The sequence below is a fragment of the Legionella qingyii genome, from assembly GCF_003184185.1.
On the sequence record NZ_QHJG01000019.1, the window covers coordinates 37,954 to 60,169 of the forward strand.

A 22,216-nucleotide genomic window follows, 5' to 3' on the forward strand; every position below is an offset into this window, starting at 1 on the left:
GACTATGCAGTACAATTTATTTTATGCATTTAGTGTTATGCTTAATCCATGAACTTGAACAGAGTAAACTATGCAACAAGAAACACATAGCGTTTCATTAATTACTTACAATATTCATAAAGGTTTTGGTGTGGGTGCTGTACGCTTTTTACTTCCTAAAATGCGAGATGCCATTTCTAGCTTACAACCTGATTTTGTTTTTTTACAAGAAGTTCAAGGTGAACACATAAAACGGCAAAAGCGAATTAATGCTTGGCCTGATTCACCTCAATTTGAGTATATTGCGGAAAATATATGGCCCCATTATGTTTATGCAAAAAATGCCGTATATGAGTCAGGACATCATGGGAATGCAATTTTAAGTAAATATGCTTTTGAGCGATTTGAAAATGTTAATCTTGCAAACATACGCAGAGCCTCGAGAGGAATATTACACGCACAGCTGAAACTGGATAATCTCACTATTCATTTGTTATGTGTGCACTTGGGTCTTTTTAAAGCAGAGCGTATGGTGCAATGTAATGCTTTAATGCAACGCATAAAGGATGTCGTTCCACAAGATGAACCTCTGCTGATGGCTGGGGATTTCAATGATTGGCGTACAATAATTTCTAAGCCTTTGGCTGAAGACTTAAATATAGAAGAGGCTTTTGTTTCAGTGGAAGGCCAGCATGCACGCTCCTTTCCTGCAATCAAACCAGCGCTTTGCGTTGATCGCGTCTATTTTCGGGGTATGAAAGTTCAAGAAGTAGCTTGCTTACATGGCAAGCCTTGGCGAATGCTTTCTGATCATTTGCCACTTTATGCGCGTTTTGAATTGATTAAGCCCTTGTAGTTTAATTACCACAAAAAGCGTAGAGAGCGTGCAGCAGTGGCATATGATCAATTAAAAAGTTCAATTTTTGCTTCCCTTAACTTGTTCTAACTCTTTAGTTTAAAGATGTTGCAAACACTACAATAGTTCCTTGTTTAGGGGAGTACGAAAAATAATAATAAGAGAAAAAATGAAAAGAATGGCATAGCGATTTAAATAATAAAGGTAGTTTTAGATTTTTTATCTTCCAGTAACGAATCAAAACCTAAAAGCCAGTCTCGAAGCCCGCTACAAACAAGTAAATAAAACAAGATAATAATTTCACCAAAAGTAAACCTATAAAATAAAATGCAGTTAAATAACGTAATGGGCGGTAGATTTTAGGTATGTAATCATAGAAACCAAAACAGTGGCAATCCAGCAAAACAAAAGTAAAACATTAATAAATTAAGATCAGTAAATAGCCACTCTAAATTTGCTTCAAAATGAGTCTTGGAAAAATTATAAGCGTTCTATTCTATGATACTCCCTGGTATCCCCACTAAAATAAGAACGGGAACTTCAACTAGCGGACCAATGTGAGAACTCTCTCACTAAAAGGACTTACGAAAAACTCCAAGGTCGAGGCAAAAAATGTTTTTAATGAGGGAGTTTAGATATACTAAATGACCGAAGTAAAAACATTTTTTAACGAAGAGATTGGGGTTTTTCGTAAGTCCTGTCATCCAATTGCTTTTGCAGTTCAGACGACAATTGCGCCTTATTACGGCGTAATAGCGCCACAATATAGGGAATTAACGCGGCAGAACGATTGGCGTTATCAAAACCGTGCAAGACGCGACGCGGACTTTTTCCATCACCACATCACGATTTAATCTTTTCGGTGTAGAATCAATCTCCTTGCTCTCAGGAAAGCTTTTTAAATAAACCTTTTGGCCAATGTAATTGGCAATTTCTGTGATGGAAGAAGAAAAATCCGGCATATCAACTACCCCATAAGACACGCACCATGCTAGGTATAAAATTATACATAATAACCAAGCTTAAAGCAAAACAAGGATAACAAGAGTAAGTATTCGAAATCTCATGCAATGAATTATAATTATACAAGGCATGATAAATGAGAAATAATTTGAAAGCTCGCACAGAAAAAAATAACGGGTATCTTTATGTGATTAAACCGGGTTCTGAACCTTCTTCGAGCATTTTTGATGCCTTAGTCATTCATTTACAACAAGCTGGATTTTTAAATAATTTTGAAAAATCGATTGTTTTCAAACACAATGCAATTTATTTTCGACATAATTTAAATGAAATTAGTGCTTTTATTTCTGAATTTCTACCGCTGATATTAGATTTTAAAAAAGCAGGTGAACCCATTTCACTAGATGAAGAAACTGTGTTTGAAAAAAAATTTATCCAGGAAAAAGCGGGAATTGTTTTTGAGCGATGCGAAGAACCCGTCTCAGTCAAGCGAAGAAATAAAATTCGCGAAGCAAAGCATGATTTACAAAATTTGGATTTTGACAGTATTTCTGATAATAAAATTACTGAAATTAGCGGTAACTCGGCTTCCTCTGCAAAAGCACATTTGCTAAAAGGAATATCGGAACATCAAGGTGTCTGTATTGGCGAGACTCATTCTAAAGTTTTACATAAAAAATTTTTAGTAACTTCTATGCCTAGCTTTGCAGCCTCTGGAATCAAACAGTTATTTGTTGAGTTAGGATTTTATGATACTCAAACGGCTTTATACGAAAAATTTTTCCAAACAGGCTTATTACCCAAAGCATTATTAGCCGAATTAATTCGTCAGGATATCAGCAATCGTATTATAGTGGGAAAAAATTCCGATGATTTTTTATATAGCTATAGGACTAACCCCTATTCCAGTTTAGGTATTGTTGTCATGGCGCAAATGCTTGGTATACACATTACCCCCATCGATACCACTGAGGCTTATGATGGTATTACTGGTTATGCCAAAAAAAATGAAACTAAATTTTCGAAAAAGCGTGCCTTGGCAATGAATTTAACCGCTGCTGAAATTATTTCGCAAAGCCGCGAAAAATATTTCGCACTTGTGGGAGCCCACCATAATATTAGTATGAAAGAATTGAGAGCTCCTGGCGTTTCGGCGCTTCTTTCAATTCCAAACCTGGATTTAAGGGACATAACAGTGATGGATATTGAGGAAGATCCCTTTATTCGAGCCAGTTTAATCTATAACATTCATCGAGTTTTAATGGGTAAGCCAATCAAACCTTTGCAAGTGATTTCACCAGCACCACAAAATTATCTTGATTGTTTTAAACTAATCTATTTAACCGGACTAAAACGGGAGATAAAACAATTCTCGAATGAACCTAGGCTGGCCTGGTACCAAAAAAAATTAGAGAAGTTAGATTTCCTAAAAAAAATTGATGATATTTATCATTTATTTGAGGATATTATGCTCAAATTGGAAGATGAGGTGAATGAATATAAAGAGGCCTCCGCTCAAACTGCATCGAAAATTTTTCCTTTTTTATTAGAAAAATATTTAGAAGGTGAAGACTTGCGAGGCTCTGAGGTAAGAGAAACTAAATTTCCTGAGACAATTCCACTTTTATTAAACGCACCTGACTATAGTAAAACGCATGAAGAGTTTTATTCGTATAAAGGAGCGGATAATCATGAAGCGGTTGAACGCATTAAGCATATTTATGATGATTATGTATCAAAATTTACTGCTGTTCAGCTATCAACGATGGATAAAAAACAAAAATTTTTGGAAATTGGAGAATTAAAGATTGAATTTATAGATCTTATTAAATTTTTTACCAAAAACTGGAACCAGGATGATAAAACTCAATTATTTAATTTCATGCGAAAATGGGAAAATCAAAAAACCTTTTTAACTTATCATCGTGATAATAAGTTTTATAATTTATTTACCGCACCTAACACCTGGAATGAGGTAAAAGAAATTTTGAAAGGCGACTCGGGACTTGGCTCTTATTTTCGTCCCCAATACAAATAACCAATAGCAAGGTTTGGTTGTTCATTATTATACGCCTCAGCACAATAGGTCTTTGAAGGCGACATCCGTGCCTGTTTTGATCAAATCAGGAATAGCCCTTCCTATAGAAATATTGATCCGTCAGTTAAATCAAAAAATAGCGGGCTGGACTAACTACTACAAAGGAGTATCGTCAAAAGTATTCGCAAAAATCGACTTTGAAATCTACTCAGCCCTAGAAAACTGGTGCTTGAAAAGACACGGCAGAAAATGATGTGGTCTAATTGATTTGGACACTCCAGTTAAGAGATAATTTGTTTAATTGGAGGTCAAAATCAATTAGACCACATCAAACCTTAATGGTCACTCTAGCGACTATCCATTAAGGAATATCTACCGGGGTTGTGAGCGTTGGCGAGTATGTAGAGTTAAATGTGGAACCCAGGAGATCCATTAGTCGAAGGGGAAGCGTATTGAGAAATTGAGTGAATGATCAAAAGGAGTCTATATGAAGTTACGAGTAAGTACATGCAAAAATTACCTTGCATCTATTTATTGATTTTAGAAAACTCCTGAACTAATACTTTTTTGGGGATTGGTTCAATGTAATGAACCTTCCCCAAAAGAAAGATCATTCCATATTGTTGTTGTATTCACCTACACAGGCCAGGCTATTCAAACGAGCACGTTTTAATAATGCTTCTTGTGCTTTAGCAATATTGGCCTTATTTCCACCCCAGGCAGCTAAACAATCTTCTTGTAATGCTCTACCGAAAGAAAAACTGAGCAACCAAGGTTGATGGTCGATGCTATTAATCGCATTTAAATTTGCTGTAGCTTGTTGTGGCGTTTGTCCACCAGATAAGAAATTAATTGTTGGTACAGCAGCAGGTACATTATTACGGAATACACCGATTGTGTAGTCAGCAATTTCATCAGGTTCACTAAAAGGGCTATGCGCTTTACCACAGGTCACCATGCTGGGTTTTAAAATAATATGTTCTAATTCAACTTGGTGGATAAATAAAGCGTGGAATAACTCATGCAGCACAATTTCACATACTTCTGCACAATGTTCGATGCTGTGGTCTCCATCCATAAGTACTTCAGGTTCAACGATGGGAACAATTCCTGCTTCTTGGCAAGCTGCAGCATAACGAGCCAGATTTTCCGCCCCTGTTTTAACCGCAGTTAAACTGGGGGTAAATTCAGAAATTGAATAAACATTTCGCCATTTAGCGAATTTTGCACCTAATTTTTTAAAATGTTGCAAACGTTCGGATAATCCATCTAAACCTTGAGTAACTTGTTCCTTTTCAGTATTGGCTAAAGTAACTAATCCTTTATCAACTTTGATGCCAGGGACGATACCTTTATCAGCAAATAGTTTAGGAATAGGGGTTCCATGCTCATCAGTTTGGCTAAAGGTTTCTTCAAATAAAATAACCCCGTTGATATATTGTTCCAAATCGGTTGTAGTTGCGAGCAGAAGTCTATAATCCCTGCGGTTTTCTTCAGTATTTTCAATACCAATTGAAGCAAAACGCTTTCCTATAGTTGAATTGCTTTCATCTGCAGCTAAGATTCCTTTACCTTCTTGCAGTATTTGTTCCATGGTATTAGAGAGTTCTTCATAATTCATATTGTGTTTGCTCCTGATTGATTATTATCTAGATATATATTTCTCACGAATAATATGTTGCATGGCAAAACCCTGTTCTTTTAACGAATTAAATGCTTCGTCGATCATACTGGGATTTCCACATAAATAAATGACATCACGTTGAGGATCAAGGTTTAGTGTAGGAAAGGCATGTTGTACGTACCCATTGTACTCATTTTCATTTAACTCATGTGCTGCCTGCCTGCTTAGATAGGGTCTAAATGTAGCTCTAGGATATTTTTGAGAAAACGCATAAAACTCGTTGGCATAGAGAATTTCTTCCCGTCTTTGTACTCCTTGCAGAATGACCACCTCGAGCGCAGGATGTTGTTCCATGAGTGTACCCAGTTCTTGAAGCATTGCTCGATAGGGGGTAACTCCTGTGCTGGTAGCAACCAGGATAAATCGTGCGGGTATATCCTCCTTGATAATTAAGCGACCATAGGGTCCGCTGCTCTGAATAGTGTCTCCAGGTTTTAAATTATAAAGAAATTCGGTGCCCGGGCCATTTGCAAAATAACCGGCTGCAATTTCAATTTGATTATCTTGTTTTGGCGCATTGGCTATACTATAACTACGTTTTAACGATTTTCCTTGATGTTCAAAGTGAATGGTAATAAATTGTCCAGGTAAATAATTAAAATAGGGTGCAACTTCGCAATTAAAAATGAAGTGTTTTACTTTAGGAGAGATCATAAATGATTCTTTTAAAGTGATGGGGAATGTATTTATTTGCATGACGAATATCAACTTTACCGTAAAAACTAGAGATTATAACTCTGAACTAAAGTTAATATAAGCAAAAAATTATGCATTACACGTTTTAACGGCATATAATTATATTATGAATACACCAGATCTTATCACAATTATAGGCAATTTAAGCCGTTCTTTATACCCGGTGCAGCATTTAATTAGTGGGGGTGCGTACATACTGGGCATTTTATTTTTTTTGACCGCTATTTCCAAACTAAGAAAAATTGCAGATCACAGGGCGCAATCTTCCTCGCAGGAAAAAATGTATACCCCGATGATGTACTTATTATTTGGAGCGATTCTCCTTTATTTACCTACTGCCCTAGATGCTATGGCTAACACAACTTTTGGAGTAGGTAACATTTTAACTTATACATCATATAACCCCTCAAATATATTCAGTTCTATGGGCTTGTTGATTCAAACAGCAGGGGTATTATGGTTTGTTCGTGGGAGTGTATTGGTAGCACAGTCGAGTCAGCCAGGGACTCAGCATGGACCTAAAGGTTTGGCATTTATAATTGCAGGAGTATTGGCAATGAATTTTGATAACACCATCGCCATGCTAAATTACACGATAAGTTCTTTGGTTCGTTGGACTATGGCAATTACAGCAAGCCAAGGATATTAGCGGCCTCTAAATCTCTTCTCCACAGATTCTTAAGTTATTTGCTTTGGCAAAATCAATAATGGATTGATACAACAGGGGACTTGATTCTTTAAGTTTTGGATCAAGCAAAACGCATTGGTATCCCTCACTATTTACACTGGGCCGTAACAGGGGCGAATAATGAATGCGGCTGTTCTTAAAGCTTGCTAGCGAACCACTCATCCTTTCTGCCCAATCGCTGGGTCGAAAAGTTTTTCCTTGGTCAGTTATTCCTTCTATAATAATTGTCTTATTTTTAGGTGTAGCCATAGCTTATTATACAATATAAATACAGTATGCTAAGTATACCATCATATGCGGGCTGCTGTACTGTAATTTATCCATTTTTTACAGAAATAAATTTGTGTTAATTTGGTTTTCAAAAGTAATTTTTATCCCTATTATGTCAACATATTTTATTTGGCATTTTTTAAAAGGTTATTAAGAATGGAAAAAGAAAGTCATTCTGGAATTTATCTGTTACCTAATCTGTTTACTACAGCCAGTCTGTTCGCAGCATTTTATTCCCTTGTAGCATCGATGAAAGGGCAATTTGAAGCTTCGATCATCGCTATTTTTATTGGTATGATTGCCGATGGTTTGGATGGGCGAGTTGCGCGCTTAACTCATACACAGACTGAGTTTGGTGCTGAATATGACAGCTTATCCGATATGGTCACATTTGGCGTTGCGCCATCATTATTGGTATATAATTTAATTTTAAATCAGTTAGGAAAGGTAGGCTGGCTGGTTGCTTTCGTTTATACAGCCGCCGTTGCTCTGCGATTAGCGCGCTTTAATACCCAGCTTGAAACAGCAGATAAGCGATATTTTCAGGGGTTACCTTGCCCACCAGCTGCTGCTGTAATGGCTTCTTTTGCCTGGTTATGCTTTCAAAATGAATGGCAGAATATGTTCGTTGCCATATTAACTGCGATTTTATCATCAGTTGTTTCAGGTTTAATGGTTTCTAACTTTCGTTATTACAGTTTTAAGGAAATCGATTTTAAGGGAAAAGTTCCATTCCTGTACATCCTGGTGATGATTATTTTGTTTGTAGCCATTGCTGCAAATCCTTCAGTGGTTTTATTTGTCAGTTTTACTGTTTATGCATTATCTGGATTGCTTATGACTTTACTAGCTTTGCATAAAATGAGAAAGCAACGAAAGAATATTGAAAAGTAAAAGTAATTCAAATGAACTACAAAAAAATCAGTGAACATTTTTAGGATTGATTTTCAGAAAGGATCATTATTTCAATCCTAATTACTCACCTTCGCCAAAATAATTATTAATTAGATTAGACAAGGCCTCATTCATTTGCACTTCATCAGGGCCCTCTATTTCCATAATGAGTTCACTCCCTTTATTGGCTGCAAGCATCATGACCCCCATAATGCTTTTTCCATTAACGGTTTGTGAATTGCTGGTTACATCAATTTGGCTTTGGAATCTTGCTGCAGTAGAAACAAATTTTGCCGAAGCTCGCGCATGTAAGCCCAACTTATTAATTATTTTAATCTTAGTTTTAATCATAGTGCCCGCAATGTACCACGAATTAAGCAATAAGTGTAGCTGTGTTCAGTAAAGTGGAATCTAGAATAACCAGAGGTTTCTAATCGCTGCGTTTAAGGCAACTGAGATTAGTGGCTGTTTATATTTTACTCTCTTGGCCAAAATGTCTTGATTTTGCGAGAAATCAACTGCTCAGTATATGGGTTTCGATACTCACTAATTAGGGCATTTTGGCTCAAGCTAGCAAATGTAAACTACCTCTATTTCTTAATCATGGTGTTTATGGTTTTTTTCTTTATTTTTGCTCAGTTGACGCTCCAGTTTGTCAATCAAAGCATCAATTGCAGCATATAAATCTTCAGATTCTGAAGTTGCATGCAGTTCACCTTTGTTTATATGAACAGTTGCTTCAGCAATTTGGCGTAGTTTTTCTACATTAAATACTACATTAATGGATTTGATTTGATCAAAGTGACGCTCCAGCTTACCGAATTTTTCTTCGGTAAATGCTCTGAGTGCAGGAGTAACATCAATATGATGTCCAGTGATGTTAATTAGCATAAAAAAATCTCCTAGTTACATAGAACCATGATGAAATCATGATCCTTAATTAATTACAAATATTTTCGTTCATTAGATGGAGCAATTCCCATTGCTTCACGATATTTTGCTACGGTTCGTCTTGCTACTTTGATACCCTGTTCTTCCAATAATTGGGTAATTTTACTGTCACTTAATGGTTTTTTTCTATTCTCTGCGGAAATTAATTTTTTTATCACAGCCCGTATCGCTGTAGAAGAGCATTCATCTCCAGCTTTGGTGTTGACATGGCTTGAGAAAAAGTATTTAAGTTCAAATACTCCGCGAGGGGTATGGATAAATTTTTGCGTGGTGACACGAGAAATTGTTGATTCATGCATATCGAGAGCTGAAGCAACGTCATTGAGAATCAATGGTTTCATTGCTTCTTCACCATATTCGAGAAATCCTTGCTGGTACTCCATGATGCATATGGCTACTTTAAGCAGAGTTTCCTGACGGCTTTGGATACTTTTTAAAAACCAACGAGCTTCTTGCAGGTTATTTTTCAAAAACTGATTGTCTGCACTATTATCAGCTCGCTGAATTAAAGATGCGTATTGGTTATTAATACTTAAATTCGGGAGTACACTTTGATTGAGTCGCACTTTCCATTTATTATTAACTTTTGTAACTGTTAAATCTGGAATAATGTATTCAGTAATGTCTTCATGAATTAAATTACCAGGCTTCGGGTTTAATCCTTGAATTGTTTTCAAAATTTCATCAACCGTTTTTTCAGAAATCTGATGATTTTTCATTAATTGTTTATAGTTATGTTGAGCCAGCAATTCGATGTCTTTAGCAATAATCTTTTTAGCCAGTGCTAAATATTCAACATTCAACGGAAGTTGTTCTAGTTGGACAAGTAGCGTTTCAGCCAGATTTATAGAGGCGCAGCCTACGGGATCAAATAATTGCAAGCGATGACGTACCGCTTCGATTTCATCCAAATCCAGTGGATGCGCGTCGCTGGTAAGACTTGCATGCAATTCCATAAGGCTCATAGTTAGAAATCCATCGCTATTCACCGCATCAATGATAGCTGTTGCGATCGCCCGATCCACATCACTCATAGGAGAAAGTTCCAGCTGCCATCTTAGATGATCCTGCAAGTTGGTCGTTGTGCAATGTAAGTTGTCGAAATTATAATCATTATCTTCAAATGCAGTGCGTTTACTTGGACTTTGGTAGAGTTCAGACCATTGAAAGTCATAAGACTCATCATTATCTTGTTGTTTTACTTCATTAGATTCAAATCCTTCTTTATCTTCGTTTGGCGTTGCTTCAAGCATTGGATTTGATTCAACGATGAGTTGGATTTCTTGCTGTAAATCGAACGTGGATAATTGTAACAGTCTTATTGCTTGTTGTAATTGCGGTGTTAGTGTTAAATGCTGTCCAATGCTAAGTTGCAATGATGGTTTCATGCAAATCCTCTTTGTATTCATTGCTATTTACTATCAGTTTAAACGATTCGTAAGGATTATCCAGTATCTACTGCGTTAATTTAGAAAATAACCTACGAACAAATGGCATTTTAATAACTGGTTTATAGGGGATTTAGGAACTAATATAGAACAAAGCCTGGTTCATAATTTATTGATTTGCTAGAACCTAACTTACTTGAATTAAAACTTTGTAGGATCGTGGAGAATTGGTTGAGTTAAAAATAAATAAAAGCCCCATAGAATACGGGGCCTAAATCATTATTTAACTTTTTTCTCTTTAAAAAGAACATGCTTACGTACTTTTGGATCGTACATCATAAGCTCCATCTTTTCAGGATGGTTTCTTGGGTTCTTAGTTGTAGTTTTATAGTATCCAGTTCCTGCTGTGGATTCCATTTTCACTTTTATAGTGACGGCTGCCATGGTTTATCCCCTTAGTTATACTTTTTCGCCTTCAGCTCTGAGTCTATCCAGAACTTCTTTAATACCTAATTTGTCTACAATACGCATACCTTTGGTGCTGAGTTTTAATGTGACAAATCGTTTTTCTTCTTCAACCCAGAAACTATGATTCTGAATATTCGGCAGAAAGCGTCTTTTAGTTTTGTTGTTAGCGTGCGACACTTTATGACCAGTCATGGGTCGCTTGCCAGTTACCTGACATACTCTAGACATTGTGTTACTCCAAAATAGGTTTTAGTTTGCTTGTCTTTGTAAAATTCTGGGCAAATAGCCGGATGTGAAATACAAGAGCGGTTTTATATCAAAAAAATGCATTAGTTGCAAGATTTTTGTAAAAACATATAATTCATGCTCTGACAAATAATGAGTGCAATTTATGCAACGTAAGATAAAAAGTTATGTCTTAAGGGCTGGCCGGGTGAGCAATCGGCAGCGCCAAGGATTAGATCTTTGGTTTAAAAATTATGAGCTTTCCGTTGGTGGAAATCCATGGAACTTGGCAGAAGAGTTTCACCGTATTGCAGATACAGTTGTTGAAATAGGTTTTGGTATGGGGGCGTCATTGCTGACGATGGCTCAAAATAATCCAGAACTTAATTATATAGGAATTGAGGTGCATCAGGCTGGCGTGGGTAGCTTGGCTGCAGACCTGCATGAATATCAATTATCTAATGTACGAATTGTTGCTCATGATGCTGTTGAAGTATTCCGCACTCAATTGATGGACAATTCACTTGCCGGCGTACAAATTTTTTTTCCAGATCCTTGGCATAAAAAGCGCCATCATAAAAGACGTTTAATTCAGAAAGAATTTATTCAATTATTGACAAAAAAAATCAAACCAGGAGGGTTCATTCATTGTGCAACGGATTGGCAAAATTATGCAGAACACATGTTAGATGTTTTATCCGCAGAGCCTACTTTGCAAAATACCCAGAAAGAAGGTGGATACTCACCTAGACCCTTGTCGCGACCACTTACAAAATTTGAGCAACGCGGTGAGCGCTTAGGGCATGGGGTTTGGGATTTAATTTTTACTAGAGTCTGTTGACATTTCATTTAATTCTGCCTCTTTCCCCGCGCTGTATGCGCTGTCTCTACACAGAGACACCCTAAAATGTACCTATTTTTAATGTGGCTTTTACTGGATTACGCGCATAAAGCGCGTAACGTATGCTTATGAAGCAATTGGCAACAGAGCCTAAACTGGATGAAAATTCTTGATTGTTTGGAGCCATAATTTTTTGAAGAACTGATGATTTTGTAGAAATTTTAACTATCCTTTTGATCTTCTATTGTCCACTGTGTAATATGAATCCGGATGGAACATTACAAAGGACGTAATATGGAATTTATCACTGAAATAAATGCAGCTATAAAATCAGGATTAGAAGGATTTAAAAAATTCATTAACCAAAAGCTGCAAATAGATCCCAATTATCTTGAGCATCCGTTTTGGATGGAAAAAGGTGCTCAAGTAACCGTGTTGAATTATTTAATTCAACAACATCAGAAAAAAAAAGAAGATTCTGTTGATAAGAAGATGCCTTTTGATCTAACAGAATTTATTGATGTGGTCCTAGGAAGGATTCAGAATAAAAATATTGGCCAGCCTTTGCACCAAGCAATTGCTGCCGGTAAGATACAGTTAGCTCTTCATCTTTTGAAGACTAATGTTTTTGATGTTAATCAACGAGATGAAGAGGGGCGTACCTTATTGTCTTTGGCTTTGCCTTCTAAAAACCGCCAATTATTGATAGAAATCTTAGCCTCTAAACCTGATGTTAATGCGACAACATACCTTACAGAAGCACGCATTTCTTCCCAGCCCTTGCATCAAGCCATAATGCTGGACTTTACTTCAGGGGTAGTCAATTTGGTAAGAAATGGCGCGGATGTGACAAATCCTGTGGGGGCGGCGAAAGATACCCCAGTGCTATTGGCAGCCCGAAAAGGCAAGATTAAGGCACTTGAAGCTTTATTAGAGGAGGCTCCGGCAGCAAAGCTGAAGCTTGAAGCGGAAAATATTAAATTTTCTGACGGAAATAAAAAAGGTGATAATGCAATTGAAGCCCTTTGCAAACAGTTGAACCTTAATCGGAACAATAAAGATTTGCTGCGGGGAGTTGCCATGTTGCTTTGTCGTGGTGCTGAACCTCCGCGAAGTGAAGCACTGTGTCAATTATTGGCAGATAAACGTAGTGATTTGCTCAAAGAAATCGATCGTTATATGGATACTCGACCCGAATTGGTTGATCCTTTTGTGAGCCGATGTCATTTAACTGACAGTGCATTACATAAAATAATCTATATCGATCATTCGTGGGGAAGTACCTTATGGCAGCTGTTGGGTAGGCCTAGCGATGCAGCTTTTGCGATAGAAAGGTTAGTCACCCGCAAATACAGCCGACGTCTGGAAGGGAATACTAAATCTTCTATATTGCCAACAGTAGCTGCAGTACCATTAAATGGGGATGAACCTCCATTTAAACTCTATGCAGAATTTGTACGACGTTATAACGAAGCGTACGAGAATCAAAAAATTACCAATCCTTGGAGCACTATGCGTTGGATGATTGCTGGGGGAAAATGTAATTGGGAGACAGTAAAACAATATGCCAGTACCCATCAAGGAACCAGGACGCAGATTATCTATGACGATATGTTTAAGACCTTACCGAAAATGCAGATGCATGAACAAATCGAAAGCTCGGTTGTAGAAGTTGAGGTACAGCATATTCCTAGTGAAAATAAGTTATAATAAACAAATTTTAATGAACAGCAGCATTTTTCTTAGAGATGGAAGCCTCAAGAAGAAATTTAGAGGGAACCATCTCTAAGTAAAGTAATAAATGGATGTCATGTATGCATTGCATTAAAATTAATTATTAATAATAGTCTTAATTTATTTTTTGGGGTTTAGTCATTATGAATATTAGTTTATTCCTTTTAATGATGATTTGTTTTATTGGTATGATTAGTCCAGGACCGGATTTTATACTTGTTACAAAAAACGCTCTTTTTTACCCCAAACGCGAGGCTTTAGCAACGGCCTTTGGTATTGTCACTGGATGTCTTTTTCATGCTACTTATTGTATTTTGGGGTTGGCATTCATTATCACACAAAGCATCGTCCTTTATACAACTATAAAATATGCAGGCGCATGTTATTTAATTTATCTTGGAATAAAAGGTCTAAAATCTAAACAATCAGCAACAATACATCAAGATCTAACCTCCATGAAAAATATAACAACTTCAAAAGCTTATATCGAAGGTGTTTTGTGTAATGCTTTAAATCCAAAGCTGGCAGTTTTTCTTCTCTGCTTGTTTACTCAGTTTGTCTCAATTAATGCATCAGTAGGCGATAAGGCTTTAGTTGCTGGAGTATTTGTTGCTGAGTCCGCTTTGTATTGGCCTTTATTGGTTTTATTCCTGCAATCCAATAAAGTGCGAATGATATTCGCTAATTTTCAAACCGTTTTGAGTCGTTTGTTTGGTGGTTTATTGGTTTATATAGGAATTCGCGTGATGTTGAGCGCGGATTAATAGTTTATGAGAGATAGAATGTTGAAAAAAGCCTTAGGTTTAAAAAAAACAGAATTGGATACCCCGTGCTTATTAATTGATAAAAATATTTTGCAATCCAATTTAGAAGCCATGAGGAACCATTCTATTGAAAAAAAAGTCAATGTCCGGCCGCATTGTAAAACTCATAAGTGTTCTAAACTAGCTCAGTTACAGATTGAATACGGCGCAATAGGTGTTAGTGTTGCTAAAATTTCAGAAGCTGAAGTTCTTATTCAGAATGGAATACCTAACGTCCTGATTACTTCGCCGATTGTTACGAACAATAAGATTTCTAGGCTCATTTCCTGTTTGGAGCAAGCGCCTTCTACTTTAATAGTTGTAGATAATAAAGAAAATATAGTCGCTTTAAATGAGGCTGGCGCACGCCATAAGAAAATGATTCATGTGCTGGTGGATGTGGATCCAGGGATAGGTCGTACTGGGGTTAAACCAGAGTATGCCTTAAATTTTGCTTTGGAAATGAAGCAATTTCCTTGGTTAAACTTGATGGGAATTCAATGTTACGCTGGTAACTTACAACATATATCTTCATTTAATGAACGTAAAATTAAATCATTGCAAACGATGCAAATGGCAAGTGACCTTGTAAAACGCTTTAGAGAACACGGTCTTAATTGCCCCATATTAACAGGAAGTGGAACAGGAACTTATGATATTGATGTTGAGGCGACAGAAGTAACTGAGATTCAACCTGGCTCTTATACGGTTATGGATGTTCAATATACTTCTATTGGTTCCCAAAGTGATGGGGAGCAATTTAATACATTCAAACCGGCAATGACCCTTTTAACTACAGTCATCAGCAATAATAGAGCAGAGCATGTTACTGTAGATGCTGGCACAAAATCCATCTATATCGAGCAATGCAAACCTCAAATTATTAACCATCAGGGCTTGGAATATGATTGGGGGGGATTTGGTGATGAGCATGGTAAAGTTACTGCGGTAAATGGTGCTCAATTACCGGCATATGGTGAGGTTTTAGAACTGATTGTGCCTCATTGCGATCCAACAATTAACCTGTTTGATCAATTTTTTATTACTGAAAATGATGTTGTAGTAGATATTTGGGATATTGATCTCAGAGGGAAATGTCAGTAGCTCCGCAAACGCCTCAAAAGATTTTTGTAATAGAACCAAAATAATATATAACCATCTAATTAAATTTTCTTGCTGAATTAGCCGTATGAAAAAGCATGTTTTATCAAAAATTAAGAATCCAGATCGAGTTAATTATGCCAGGAGAACTTGCTTAAACTTAATATACCCCATAGAATTCTAGTTTTCTTAGAATTTGCCAGGAGAGTAGTACATGGGGTGGAATGAGCCAGATAAAGGCAAAGATCCCTGGAAGGGTAAAAATCAGCCTCCAGATTTAGATGAAGCTCTTAAACGTGTTCATGACAAATTGAAGAAGATTCTATTCGGAGGAGCTGCTAAAATGAGTAATGAGCCTTCCAAAAAATCAAATAGCGGTCTAGTGACTTTAATAGTTGTCTCGAGTGCTTTTATTCTCTGGGTGCTTTCTGGCATTTTTATCGTTGATCCTGCTGAGCAAGCGGTGATTCTTCGTTTTGGCAAATATGTAGAAACTGTGGGATCAGGACCTCATTGGATACCAAGAATTATCTCTTCCAAAATCATTATGAATGTGGATAGAGTGTTGGATTATTCTTATTCCGGACAAATGCTTACTCGGGATGAAAATTTGGTTTCAGTGTCTTTGGCCGTGCAATATCGCATTGGTGATCTGGAGGATTACTTATTTAATGTTGCCAATCCTGAAGAAAGTTTGCAGCAGGCAACCTCAAGTGCTCTAAGGCAAGTAGTTGGAACAACTACTTTAGATCAAATGATTACTGAAGGTCGTGAAGTTTGGGGCAATCAAGTTCAAGATACTTTGATAAAAACATTGGATTTATATAAGACGGGTATTTCGATCGTTAATGTATCACCTCAGCCAGCACGTGCACCAGAGAGTGTACAAGATGCATTTGATGATGCGATTAAGGCGCAAGAGGATGAAAAACGGTTTAAAGAACAAGCCTATGCTTATGCAGCAAAAGTAGTGCCGATCGCCGAAGGGAAGGCAAGCCGTATTAAGCAAGAGGCCGAAGCTTATTCCAAACAGGTTGTATTGAATGCTCAAGGAGAGGTTTCCGAGTTCTTGGCCTTACTGCCTCAATATGTCGCAGCTCCCAATATTACAGCGGAGCGCATGTATTTGGAGACGATGCAAAATGTACTAAGCAAGACCAGTAAGATCATTGTTGATAGCAAATCTGGTAACTTGTTGTATCTACCCCTCGATAAATTATTTGAAAAGCCCTCCGGTTTTCCAACTGTCTCCGCCAAAAATGGTAAAACGGAGAGAGATGAGAGTGGTGAGACAGAGAATTTAGTCGATGATCGTGAGTTTACTAGACCTATTTATCGACAAGGGAGAGATTAACAATGAAAACTACTGCTAGAACCCTTGGCATCCTGATCTTCTTAATACTTTTATTTTTATTGACCAGTGTATTTACGGTAACGGAAGGGCAGCAAGGTATTCTTCTGCGTTTAGGGCGTTTGGTGGATGATAAATTAACTAATAAAGTTAAGGTATTGAACCCTGGTTTGCATTTTAAAATACCGTTTATCGAGAATGTACGCATTTTTGATACTCGTATTCAAACGATGGATATTAAATCGACTCGTATTGTTACCAAGGAAAAAAAGGATGTAATGGTTGATTATTATGTTAAATGGAAGATTACTGATTTAGCCCAGTATTTTAGGTCAACTGGTGGTAGTGAATTTAAAGCAGAAACATTATTAGAACAACAATTAAATACATTATTACGTGCTCAGTTTGGTAAACGCACCATCTCTGAAGTTGTATCGGGCGGTCGTGACGATTTAATGGAGTTGTTGCGAAAAGCGGCTCAAAAGCAAGCAGGCGGATTAGGTATGATTGTGGTTGATGTGCGCATTAAAGGAATAGAGTTACCAGCCAATACTAGCAATGCGATTTATCAACGTATGCGTGCTGATATGCAAAAAATTGCGAATAGACATCGTGCTGATGGTCAAGCGGCTGCTGAGGAAATAAAAGCTAAAGCCGATGCTAATGTCATGGTCTTATTGGCAAAAACTCGCAGTAATGCACAGAAAATAAGAGCAATTGGACAAGCACAAGCGGCATCAATCTATGCAGATGCATACAATAAGAATAAAGATTTCTTTGCTTTATATCGCAGTTTGCTTGCATATGAAGTGAGTTTTAAAAGTAAAAAAGATATTTTGGTATTGGATCAAAGTAGTGCATTTTTTGATTATTTTAAGGAAGCTACACCAAAAAATGATGGTGTACCTGCTAAAAAGTAACTATAATGTTAAGTTTTGATAACTATTCATCCTATAGCAAAATTGTGGAAAACGTCCGAATTTGAGTGCAGGTTGAATAAGAAACATTCTGAAAGAGTACGATGACTTTGTGAGTATTTTTCAGAATGTTTCTTATTTAAGATGTCTCTAATGAGGAAGCGGGTCAGGGAGGAGTAGTTACAAATTTTGTTGAAATTGAGTTCAAATGTTCTCAATTTAGAGCGGCGAATAGCATTTTGCAAATTAAGAGTAGATCATGGGTAAAAACGTTGTTGTTTTAGGAACGCAGTGGGGCGATGAAGGCAAAGGTAAAATTGTCGATTTATTAACTCAAGATGCGCAGGTTGTTGTTCGTTATCAGGGCGGTCATAATGCAGGCCATACCTTAAAAATTAATGGGGTGAAAACTGTTTTACGTCTCATTCCATCAGGTATGCTGCGACCCAATGTAATCTGTTACATTGCAAACGGAGTGGTTCTTTCACCTGATGCACTTTTAAGTGAAATTAAAGAACTAGAACAAAGTGGGGTTGATGTTCGTTCTCGCTTACGCGTTAGCATGGCATGTCCTCTAATTCTCCCATGTCATGTCGCTATGGATAAAGCACGCGAAGCCCATATGGGAAATGCAGCAATTGGTACTACTGGACGTGGTATAGGCCCTGCATATGAAGACAAGGTAGCTCGCCGCGCATTAAAGGTTAGTGATTTATTTCATCCTGAGCGGTTTGAAAAAAAATTATCAGACCTTTTAGATTACTACAATTTTATTTTGACTGAATATTTCAAACAGCCTGCTGTAGCGATGCAACCTATATTAGACTCCGCTTTGCAGTGGGCTGAAGAATTACGCCCTATGGTGTGTGATGTCTCTGCTTGTTTGCATGAACACAGAGAGGAAGGAGATAATATTTTATTTGAAGGTGCCCAAGGGGTCTATCTGGATATCGATCATGGTACTTATCCTTTTGTTACTTCTTCAAACACTTGTGTGGGATCGGTAATTAATGGTGCAGGATTTGGCCCGAGATATATTGACTATGTTTTAGGGATTACCAAAGCTTATACTACGCGTGTTGGCGGTGGTCCTTTCCCGACAGAGCTTTTTGATGATGTAGGCAAGCAGATTGCTGAGCGCGGTCAAGAATTTGGGGCCGTTACTGGAAGACCTAGACGTTGTGGTTGGTTTGATGCGGTTTTGTTAAAACACTCAATTGAGTTGAATAGTATTACAGGATTATGTATCACTAAGCTGGATGTTCTGGATAAAATAGAGGTGTTACGCATCGCAGTTGCTTATAAAGACGAAAAGGGTAATTTAATTTCTCGTCCACCTCAATCAGCGGCTGATTTTCAGGGATTAGAGCCAGTTTACGAAGAAATGCCAGGCTGGGAAGAGTCTACTGCTGATATAACGAATATAAGTGATTTGCCTGCGAATGCACTGGCTTATTTGAAACGCATAGAAAATCTGCTTAATGTCCCCATTGATATATTATCAACAGGTCCAGAACGTGATTCGACGATAATTTTACGCGGTCCGTTTGGAGCTTAATTGTTCCTGGTTATACAAAATTCCAGGCTACAATGATTTTTAGGATGTATTAACAACCCTTATACTTCTCGTATACCGCGACTTGTTCCTGAGAGATGGTCACTTTTTGTGACCATCTCTCAGGAACAAGTCGCGGTGCGTAAAAGGAGGAATGAACTGTCAAAAAACTCCATTTCAGACATAAAAATTTAGATATCTGCAAACTTATTCTCAAAGGTGCGTAGCTTTTGCTCCAATCCCCACTGTAATTGAGCTTTTTCACTTCCTTTTATAAACTGTTGACAGCGTTCGCTTTCTAAATCTTGACAATCTTGAGTCAGTAGCGCTTTATCAGCATCGGACCATATGCTTTTTCCAGGTACGAATGCGTAGGTTAGAGCATTCCTATTAATTTGTTTTAAAGTTTGATAATCCAGACCATGTTTTAATACAGCTTCAACATATTGCTGGCTCAAATTGGTACGTAATATACCTTCATCATCAGTAGATAATACAACTGGAACATGATGTTGAAGATAAAAATTCAAAGGATGATTGCGACCAGAAATCTTTAATATTTTAAAATTGCTGACGAGATTAATCTCTACTGCCCTATGATTCTTCGCCATAAAATTTAAGGTATTTTTCACATTATTTTCATGAGCAATATCTACCCCATGCCCAATTCTTTGCGCCTGACCAGTAAAAAGGGCATCATGAATGTGATAATCCAAATCTTCCGGAGTGACTATCTCCTGGCTTAGTTCGCCGGCATGCAAGGCGATATTGACTTGGGGGTATATCTTATGCAGGTATTGATACATTTGCATTTGTTTGCGAAAGTCACGCAAAGAAATAATACCGTCCTCAGGTTGGACCAAATTAACGCCGACAAGTGTGCCTTTGCTTTTTATGGATTGAGCTACGGCTTCAAAAGCATTAAGTGTTTGAGCAAAGAGATTATCAAAAGATTGCTCTCTAAGTGAATAATATAAAAATTTAACTTTTATTTGGCAGGCTTTTTTTTCCGGATTCGTTTCGCAGCCTATCTCTTGACGTGCTTGTTGCAAAATACGATTTGATTCGACCACTGTATAATTGATATTATTTTGAAAATCCTGATTGGCTAATAAACGCTTTGTTTTTTGGTCAAACGAAGTAGTATCTTTAAGCATATCGCCAAAACTGCTTGAATGGGCGTTATCAGGTAAAATCATTAATTCCATATAGTGTTCATTTTGTTGTGCTGCAGTTTGCAACACCGCGGCAACTAGCTCAGGCTGATGATCTGCAACTATGGCATTGAACTTGTAGAATGAGCTGAAAAAATGATCATGTCCTGATTCTTTTCCTGGTACGAAATCTTTCATCGACCAACTTCTCACAGTATTTGCATAAAGTCCAGGGTGATTAAGCAGATCCTTTGTATCGATTCCATTACAGTCAGAGGTGTTTTTGCTCACTGTCCAATTGACTGTATTCAAGCAATAGTTATCTTTAGATGCCAATTCCAGCATAACTTCAGGGTAAGCACCTCCGGCTAAGTGATAATGTAATTCACCACCTTTAGGCATGCTCTTAAAAAATGCATATAAGGTGTGAGGGTCATTTTTTATTTGATCAAAATAAGATTGAACATTAGCTTGAACAAAAGAGGAAAAGAATAGACCAGCAAGGAGTGATATTGATTTAATATAGTTCATTGTATTCGAAAATATGTCAAATTTGTGGAATTATCGCACAATTATTATTAAATCCCAACCATTGTATTTACATTCTATTCATAGCAAAATGATTTTACTGTTCTTAGGCGCTGTCGCATCAGTTCTCGCCGTAATTGTATTACGCCGATCTAGGGAGCGATAAATTGAGAATAGGGGCATGCAGGAAAAGGGTTCAACAATCATTTGAATGTAAATATCAATATTAAGTCGAATCAATTAGGATGATGAATATGAAATATTTTTTATCAAAGTTTTATACTGTATTAGGTACTTTTTTTCTGTCGCTAATAACAGCAAGTTTTTGTAACGCTGCATCTGAGTTGGGTGATTCTACAAATAAAGCCAAAATGACAATCAATGTTGGTATTTATGCTCCATTTTCTGAAAAATCTGCTTTTATTGGTAGAAATATGTTAGGGGCAATGGAAATTGCACGAGATCAATTAAAGTCCACAGAAATTAATTATGAGTTTTATACGCTGGATAAAATGCCAAATAATGCTAATGCAGCAGAAACCTTGCAAAAATTTATTGATGCACATCACATTAATGTAATTATGACTGAAGGAACCGAGAGTGGTGCTTTAGTTGCACCTTTGGCGAAAAAAAATAAACTCATTCATTTTTGTCTCACTGATGACTCAATAATTGCCGATGGAAAAAATAATTTTCAGGCACAAAGCCCTAATCACAAACAATCTGCTGCATTGACTAAATCAACGAAGCCAGAATTTATCGCGCAATTTAAACAAGAATACCTTAGTCATCCTATCAGTGAAGCAGGGTATGCTTTTGATGTATTCCATCTAATCCATAATAGTGCTTTGCTTGCGATGCAAACCCATTCTGATTTTTCCAGCCAAGCAATCGCAACTCATCTGTTGGCTATTGAGCCTGGAATGGGAGTCATGGGTGCATTTAATATAGGTAAAAATGGTGTTTCATATAAGAAGCAGACGCTTACTGCCTAACTTTAATTGAATGGCTACTGAGTAACTGTTTCTAAAATGACCTGGAGGTAAATCCGAAGGATTGCCGCGGGTTTTACCTTAGTCTTGTGCACATCTGACCTTTCCCCTAGGTTTTCAACTTGTGACGGAGAGACAGG

23 protein-coding genes are annotated in these 22,216 nt (G+C 37.2%); 13 read left to right on the forward strand and 10 right to left on the reverse strand.

What is annotated here, in order from left to right:
* The first annotated feature begins 70 nt into the window (after positions 1-70).
* Positions 71-835, forward strand: coding sequence for an endonuclease/exonuclease/phosphatase family protein (locus DGG96_RS12130; protein ID WP_110142926.1), 765 nt, complete (start codon positions 71-73; stop codon positions 833-835).
* Between the two features lie 773 nt (positions 836-1,608).
* Here the strand turns inward: DGG96_RS12130 and DGG96_RS12135 are convergent.
* The gene (locus tag DGG96_RS12135; RefSeq protein ID WP_110142927.1) at positions 1,609-1,797 is read right to left on the reverse strand and encodes a hypothetical protein; all 189 of its coding nucleotides are present in this window, start codon (positions 1,795-1,797) and stop codon (positions 1,609-1,611) included.
* Between the two features lie 137 nt (positions 1,798-1,934).
* Between DGG96_RS12135 and DGG96_RS12140 the strand changes: the two genes are divergently transcribed.
* Together DGG96_RS12140 and DGG96_RS21420 are read left to right on the forward strand one after the other, a co-directional pair.
* A complete protein-coding gene (locus DGG96_RS12140; protein WP_110142928.1) occupies positions 1,935-3,836 on the forward strand; it encodes a membrane-targeted effector domain-containing toxin in 1,902 nt (633 codons plus the stop codon).
* 67 nt (positions 3,837-3,903) lie between these two features.
* Entirely contained in the window at positions 3,904-4,089 is a 186-nt protein-coding gene (locus DGG96_RS21420; RefSeq protein WP_158618885.1) for a group II intron maturase-specific domain-containing protein, read from the forward strand.
* Between the two features lie 357 nt (positions 4,090-4,446).
* Here the strand turns inward: DGG96_RS21420 and DGG96_RS12150 are convergent, their stop codons facing one another.
* Together DGG96_RS12150 and DGG96_RS12155 are read right to left on the reverse strand one after the other, a co-directional pair.
* Complete coding sequence (locus DGG96_RS12150; RefSeq protein ID WP_110142930.1) at positions 4,447-5,457, reverse strand: class I fructose-bisphosphate aldolase; 1,011 nt, start codon at positions 5,455-5,457, stop codon at positions 4,447-4,449.
* A 24-nt stretch (positions 5,458-5,481) separates the two neighbouring features.
* Positions 5,482-6,216, reverse strand: a complete 735-nt coding sequence (locus DGG96_RS12155) for a ferredoxin--NADP reductase (RefSeq protein ID WP_110142931.1) — start codon at positions 6,214-6,216, stop codon at positions 5,482-5,484.
* A 106-nt stretch (positions 6,217-6,322) separates the two neighbouring features.
* Here DGG96_RS12155 and DGG96_RS12160 point away from each other — a divergent pair, with 106 nt between their 5' ends.
* Positions 6,323-6,865 (forward strand): type IV secretion protein IcmC, encoded by a 543-nt coding sequence (locus DGG96_RS12160; RefSeq protein ID WP_110142932.1) that lies wholly within the window; start codon positions 6,323-6,325, stop codon positions 6,863-6,865.
* Positions 6,866-6,871: 6 nt separating this feature from the next.
* Here the strand turns inward: DGG96_RS12160 and DGG96_RS12165 are convergent, their stop codons facing one another.
* Positions 6,872-7,153 carry a DUF3579 domain-containing protein gene (locus DGG96_RS12165; RefSeq protein WP_110142933.1) on the reverse strand — a complete coding sequence of 94 codons (282 nt, stop codon included), beginning with the start codon at positions 7,151-7,153 and terminating at the stop codon, positions 6,872-6,874.
* Positions 7,154-7,330: 177 nt separating this feature from the next.
* Between DGG96_RS12165 and pssA the strand changes: the two genes are divergently transcribed.
* Positions 7,331-8,068 (forward strand): CDP-diacylglycerol--serine O-phosphatidyltransferase, encoded by a 738-nt coding sequence (gene pssA / locus DGG96_RS12170; RefSeq protein ID WP_110142934.1) that lies wholly within the window; start codon positions 7,331-7,333, stop codon positions 8,066-8,068.
* An 81-nt stretch (positions 8,069-8,149) separates the two neighbouring features.
* On the opposite strand, the gene DGG96_RS12175 is transcribed toward pssA, so the two are convergent.
* From DGG96_RS12175 to rpmB, 5 genes are all read right to left on the reverse strand, one after another.
* The gene (locus tag DGG96_RS12175; RefSeq protein ID WP_110142935.1) at positions 8,150-8,419 is read right to left on the reverse strand and encodes an HPr family phosphocarrier protein; all 270 of its coding nucleotides are present in this window, start codon (positions 8,417-8,419) and stop codon (positions 8,150-8,152) included.
* A 246-nt stretch (positions 8,420-8,665) separates the two neighbouring features.
* Positions 8,666-8,959: a ribosome hibernation promoting factor gene (gene hpf / locus DGG96_RS12180; protein ID WP_110142936.1), complete on the reverse strand. Its 294-nt coding sequence runs from the start codon at positions 8,957-8,959 to the stop codon at positions 8,666-8,668.
* 53 nt (positions 8,960-9,012) lie between these two features.
* Positions 9,013-10,407 (reverse strand): RNA polymerase factor sigma-54, encoded by a 1,395-nt coding sequence (locus DGG96_RS12185; protein WP_110142937.1) that lies wholly within the window; start codon positions 10,405-10,407, stop codon positions 9,013-9,015.
* Between the two features lie 279 nt (positions 10,408-10,686).
* Positions 10,687-10,851: a 50S ribosomal protein L33 gene (gene rpmG / locus DGG96_RS12190; RefSeq protein ID WP_003635328.1), complete on the reverse strand. Its 165-nt coding sequence runs from the start codon at positions 10,849-10,851 to the stop codon at positions 10,687-10,689.
* Positions 10,852-10,866: 15 nt separating this feature from the next.
* The gene (gene rpmB, locus DGG96_RS12195) at positions 10,867-11,103 is read right to left on the reverse strand and encodes a 50S ribosomal protein L28 (RefSeq protein WP_110142938.1); all 237 of its coding nucleotides are present in this window, start codon (positions 11,101-11,103) and stop codon (positions 10,867-10,869) included.
* Positions 11,104-11,266: 163 nt separating this feature from the next.
* On the opposite strand from rpmB, the gene trmB reads away from it, so the two are divergent.
* From trmB to DGG96_RS12230, 7 genes are all read left to right on the forward strand, one after another.
* Positions 11,267-11,941 (forward strand): tRNA (guanosine(46)-N7)-methyltransferase TrmB, encoded by a 675-nt coding sequence (gene trmB, locus DGG96_RS12200; RefSeq protein WP_110142939.1) that lies wholly within the window; start codon positions 11,267-11,269, stop codon positions 11,939-11,941.
* Between the two features lie 294 nt (positions 11,942-12,235).
* Positions 12,236-13,651, forward strand: coding sequence for a Dot/Icm T4SS effector AnkC/LegA12 (gene ankC / locus DGG96_RS12205; RefSeq protein WP_110142970.1), 1,416 nt, complete (start codon positions 12,236-12,238; stop codon positions 13,649-13,651).
* A gap of 167 nt (positions 13,652-13,818) precedes the next feature.
* On the forward strand, positions 13,819-14,439 hold the full coding sequence (locus DGG96_RS12210; protein WP_110142940.1) for a LysE family translocator: 621 nt from the start codon (positions 13,819-13,821) through the stop codon (positions 14,437-14,439).
* A gap of 18 nt (positions 14,440-14,457) precedes the next feature.
* The gene (locus tag DGG96_RS12215) at positions 14,458-15,582 is read left to right on the forward strand and encodes a DSD1 family PLP-dependent enzyme (RefSeq protein ID WP_110142941.1); all 1,125 of its coding nucleotides are present in this window, start codon (positions 14,458-14,460) and stop codon (positions 15,580-15,582) included.
* A gap of 211 nt (positions 15,583-15,793) precedes the next feature.
* Positions 15,794-16,933: an FtsH protease activity modulator HflK gene (hflK, locus tag DGG96_RS12220; protein ID WP_110142942.1), complete on the forward strand. Its 1,140-nt coding sequence runs from the start codon at positions 15,794-15,796 to the stop codon at positions 16,931-16,933.
* Between the two features lie 2 nt (positions 16,934-16,935).
* Positions 16,936-17,850 (forward strand): protease modulator HflC, encoded by a 915-nt coding sequence (hflC, locus tag DGG96_RS12225; RefSeq protein WP_110142943.1) that lies wholly within the window; start codon positions 16,936-16,938, stop codon positions 17,848-17,850.
* 256 nt (positions 17,851-18,106) lie between these two features.
* Positions 18,107-19,405, forward strand: a complete 1,299-nt coding sequence (locus tag DGG96_RS12230; protein ID WP_110142944.1) for an adenylosuccinate synthase — start codon at positions 18,107-18,109, stop codon at positions 19,403-19,405.
* 188 nt (positions 19,406-19,593) lie between these two features.
* Here DGG96_RS12230 and DGG96_RS12235 read toward each other — a convergent pair whose 3' ends face one another.
* Positions 19,594-21,087: an adenosine deaminase family protein gene (locus DGG96_RS12235; RefSeq protein WP_110142945.1), complete on the reverse strand. Its 1,494-nt coding sequence runs from the start codon at positions 21,085-21,087 to the stop codon at positions 19,594-19,596.
* Between the two features lie 251 nt (positions 21,088-21,338).
* Here DGG96_RS12235 and DGG96_RS12240 point away from each other — a divergent pair, with 251 nt between their 5' ends.
* A complete protein-coding gene (locus DGG96_RS12240; protein WP_110142946.1) occupies positions 21,339-22,079 on the forward strand; it encodes a type 1 periplasmic-binding domain-containing protein in 741 nt (246 codons plus the stop codon).
* The last annotated feature ends 137 nt before the right edge of the window (positions 22,080-22,216 follow it).

What these genes read in the sequence shown, in the direction of transcription:
- rpmG (WP_003635328.1), bottom strand. Translation starts at nt 10,851, where the DNA reads ATGGCAGCCGTCACTATAAAAGTGAAAATGGAATCCACAGCAGGAACT.
- DGG96_RS12150 (WP_110142930.1), bottom strand. Translation starts at nt 5,457, where the DNA reads ATGAATTATGAAGAACTCTCTAATACCATGGAACAAATACTGCAAGAA.
- DGG96_RS12175 (WP_110142935.1), bottom strand. Translation starts at nt 8,419, where the DNA reads ATGATTAAAACTAAGATTAAAATAATTAATAAGTTGGGCTTACATGCG.
- ankC (WP_110142970.1), top strand. Translation starts at nt 12,236, where the DNA reads ATGGAATTTATCACTGAAATAAATGCAGCTATAAAATCAGGATTAGAA.
- DGG96_RS12240 (WP_110142946.1), top strand. Translation starts at nt 21,339, where the DNA reads ATGAAATATTTTTTATCAAAGTTTTATACTGTATTAGGTACTTTTTTT.
- DGG96_RS12135 (WP_110142927.1), bottom strand. Translation starts at nt 1,797, where the DNA reads ATGCCGGATTTTTCTTCTTCCATCACAGAAATTGCCAATTACATTGGC.
- DGG96_RS12215 (WP_110142941.1), top strand. Translation starts at nt 14,458, where the DNA reads ATGTTGAAAAAAGCCTTAGGTTTAAAAAAAACAGAATTGGATACCCCG.
- hflC (WP_110142943.1), top strand. Translation starts at nt 16,936, where the DNA reads ATGAAAACTACTGCTAGAACCCTTGGCATCCTGATCTTCTTAATACTT.
- trmB (WP_110142939.1), top strand. Translation starts at nt 11,267, where the DNA reads ATGCAACGTAAGATAAAAAGTTATGTCTTAAGGGCTGGCCGGGTGAGC.
- DGG96_RS12230 (WP_110142944.1), top strand. Translation starts at nt 18,107, where the DNA reads ATGGGTAAAAACGTTGTTGTTTTAGGAACGCAGTGGGGCGATGAAGGC.
- DGG96_RS12185 (WP_110142937.1), bottom strand. Translation starts at nt 10,407, where the DNA reads ATGAAACCATCATTGCAACTTAGCATTGGACAGCATTTAACACTAACA.
- DGG96_RS12155 (WP_110142931.1), bottom strand. Translation starts at nt 6,216, where the DNA reads ATGCAAATAAATACATTCCCCATCACTTTAAAAGAATCATTTATGATC.
- DGG96_RS12210 (WP_110142940.1), top strand. Translation starts at nt 13,819, where the DNA reads ATGAATATTAGTTTATTCCTTTTAATGATGATTTGTTTTATTGGTATG.
- DGG96_RS12130 (WP_110142926.1), top strand. Translation starts at nt 71, where the DNA reads ATGCAACAAGAAACACATAGCGTTTCATTAATTACTTACAATATTCAT.
- DGG96_RS12160 (WP_110142932.1), top strand. Translation starts at nt 6,323, where the DNA reads ATGAATACACCAGATCTTATCACAATTATAGGCAATTTAAGCCGTTCT.
- pssA (WP_110142934.1), top strand. Translation starts at nt 7,331, where the DNA reads ATGGAAAAAGAAAGTCATTCTGGAATTTATCTGTTACCTAATCTGTTT.
- DGG96_RS12235 (WP_110142945.1), bottom strand. Translation starts at nt 21,087, where the DNA reads ATGAACTATATTAAATCAATATCACTCCTTGCTGGTCTATTCTTTTCC.
- hflK (WP_110142942.1), top strand. Translation starts at nt 15,794, where the DNA reads ATGGGGTGGAATGAGCCAGATAAAGGCAAAGATCCCTGGAAGGGTAAA.
- DGG96_RS12140 (WP_110142928.1), top strand. Translation starts at nt 1,935, where the DNA reads ATGAGAAATAATTTGAAAGCTCGCACAGAAAAAAATAACGGGTATCTT.
- hpf (WP_110142936.1), bottom strand. Translation starts at nt 8,959, where the DNA reads ATGCTAATTAACATCACTGGACATCATATTGATGTTACTCCTGCACTC.
- DGG96_RS12165 (WP_110142933.1), bottom strand. Translation starts at nt 7,153, where the DNA reads ATGGCTACACCTAAAAATAAGACAATTATTATAGAAGGAATAACTGAC.
- rpmB (WP_110142938.1), bottom strand. Translation starts at nt 11,103, where the DNA reads ATGTCTAGAGTATGTCAGGTAACTGGCAAGCGACCCATGACTGGTCAT.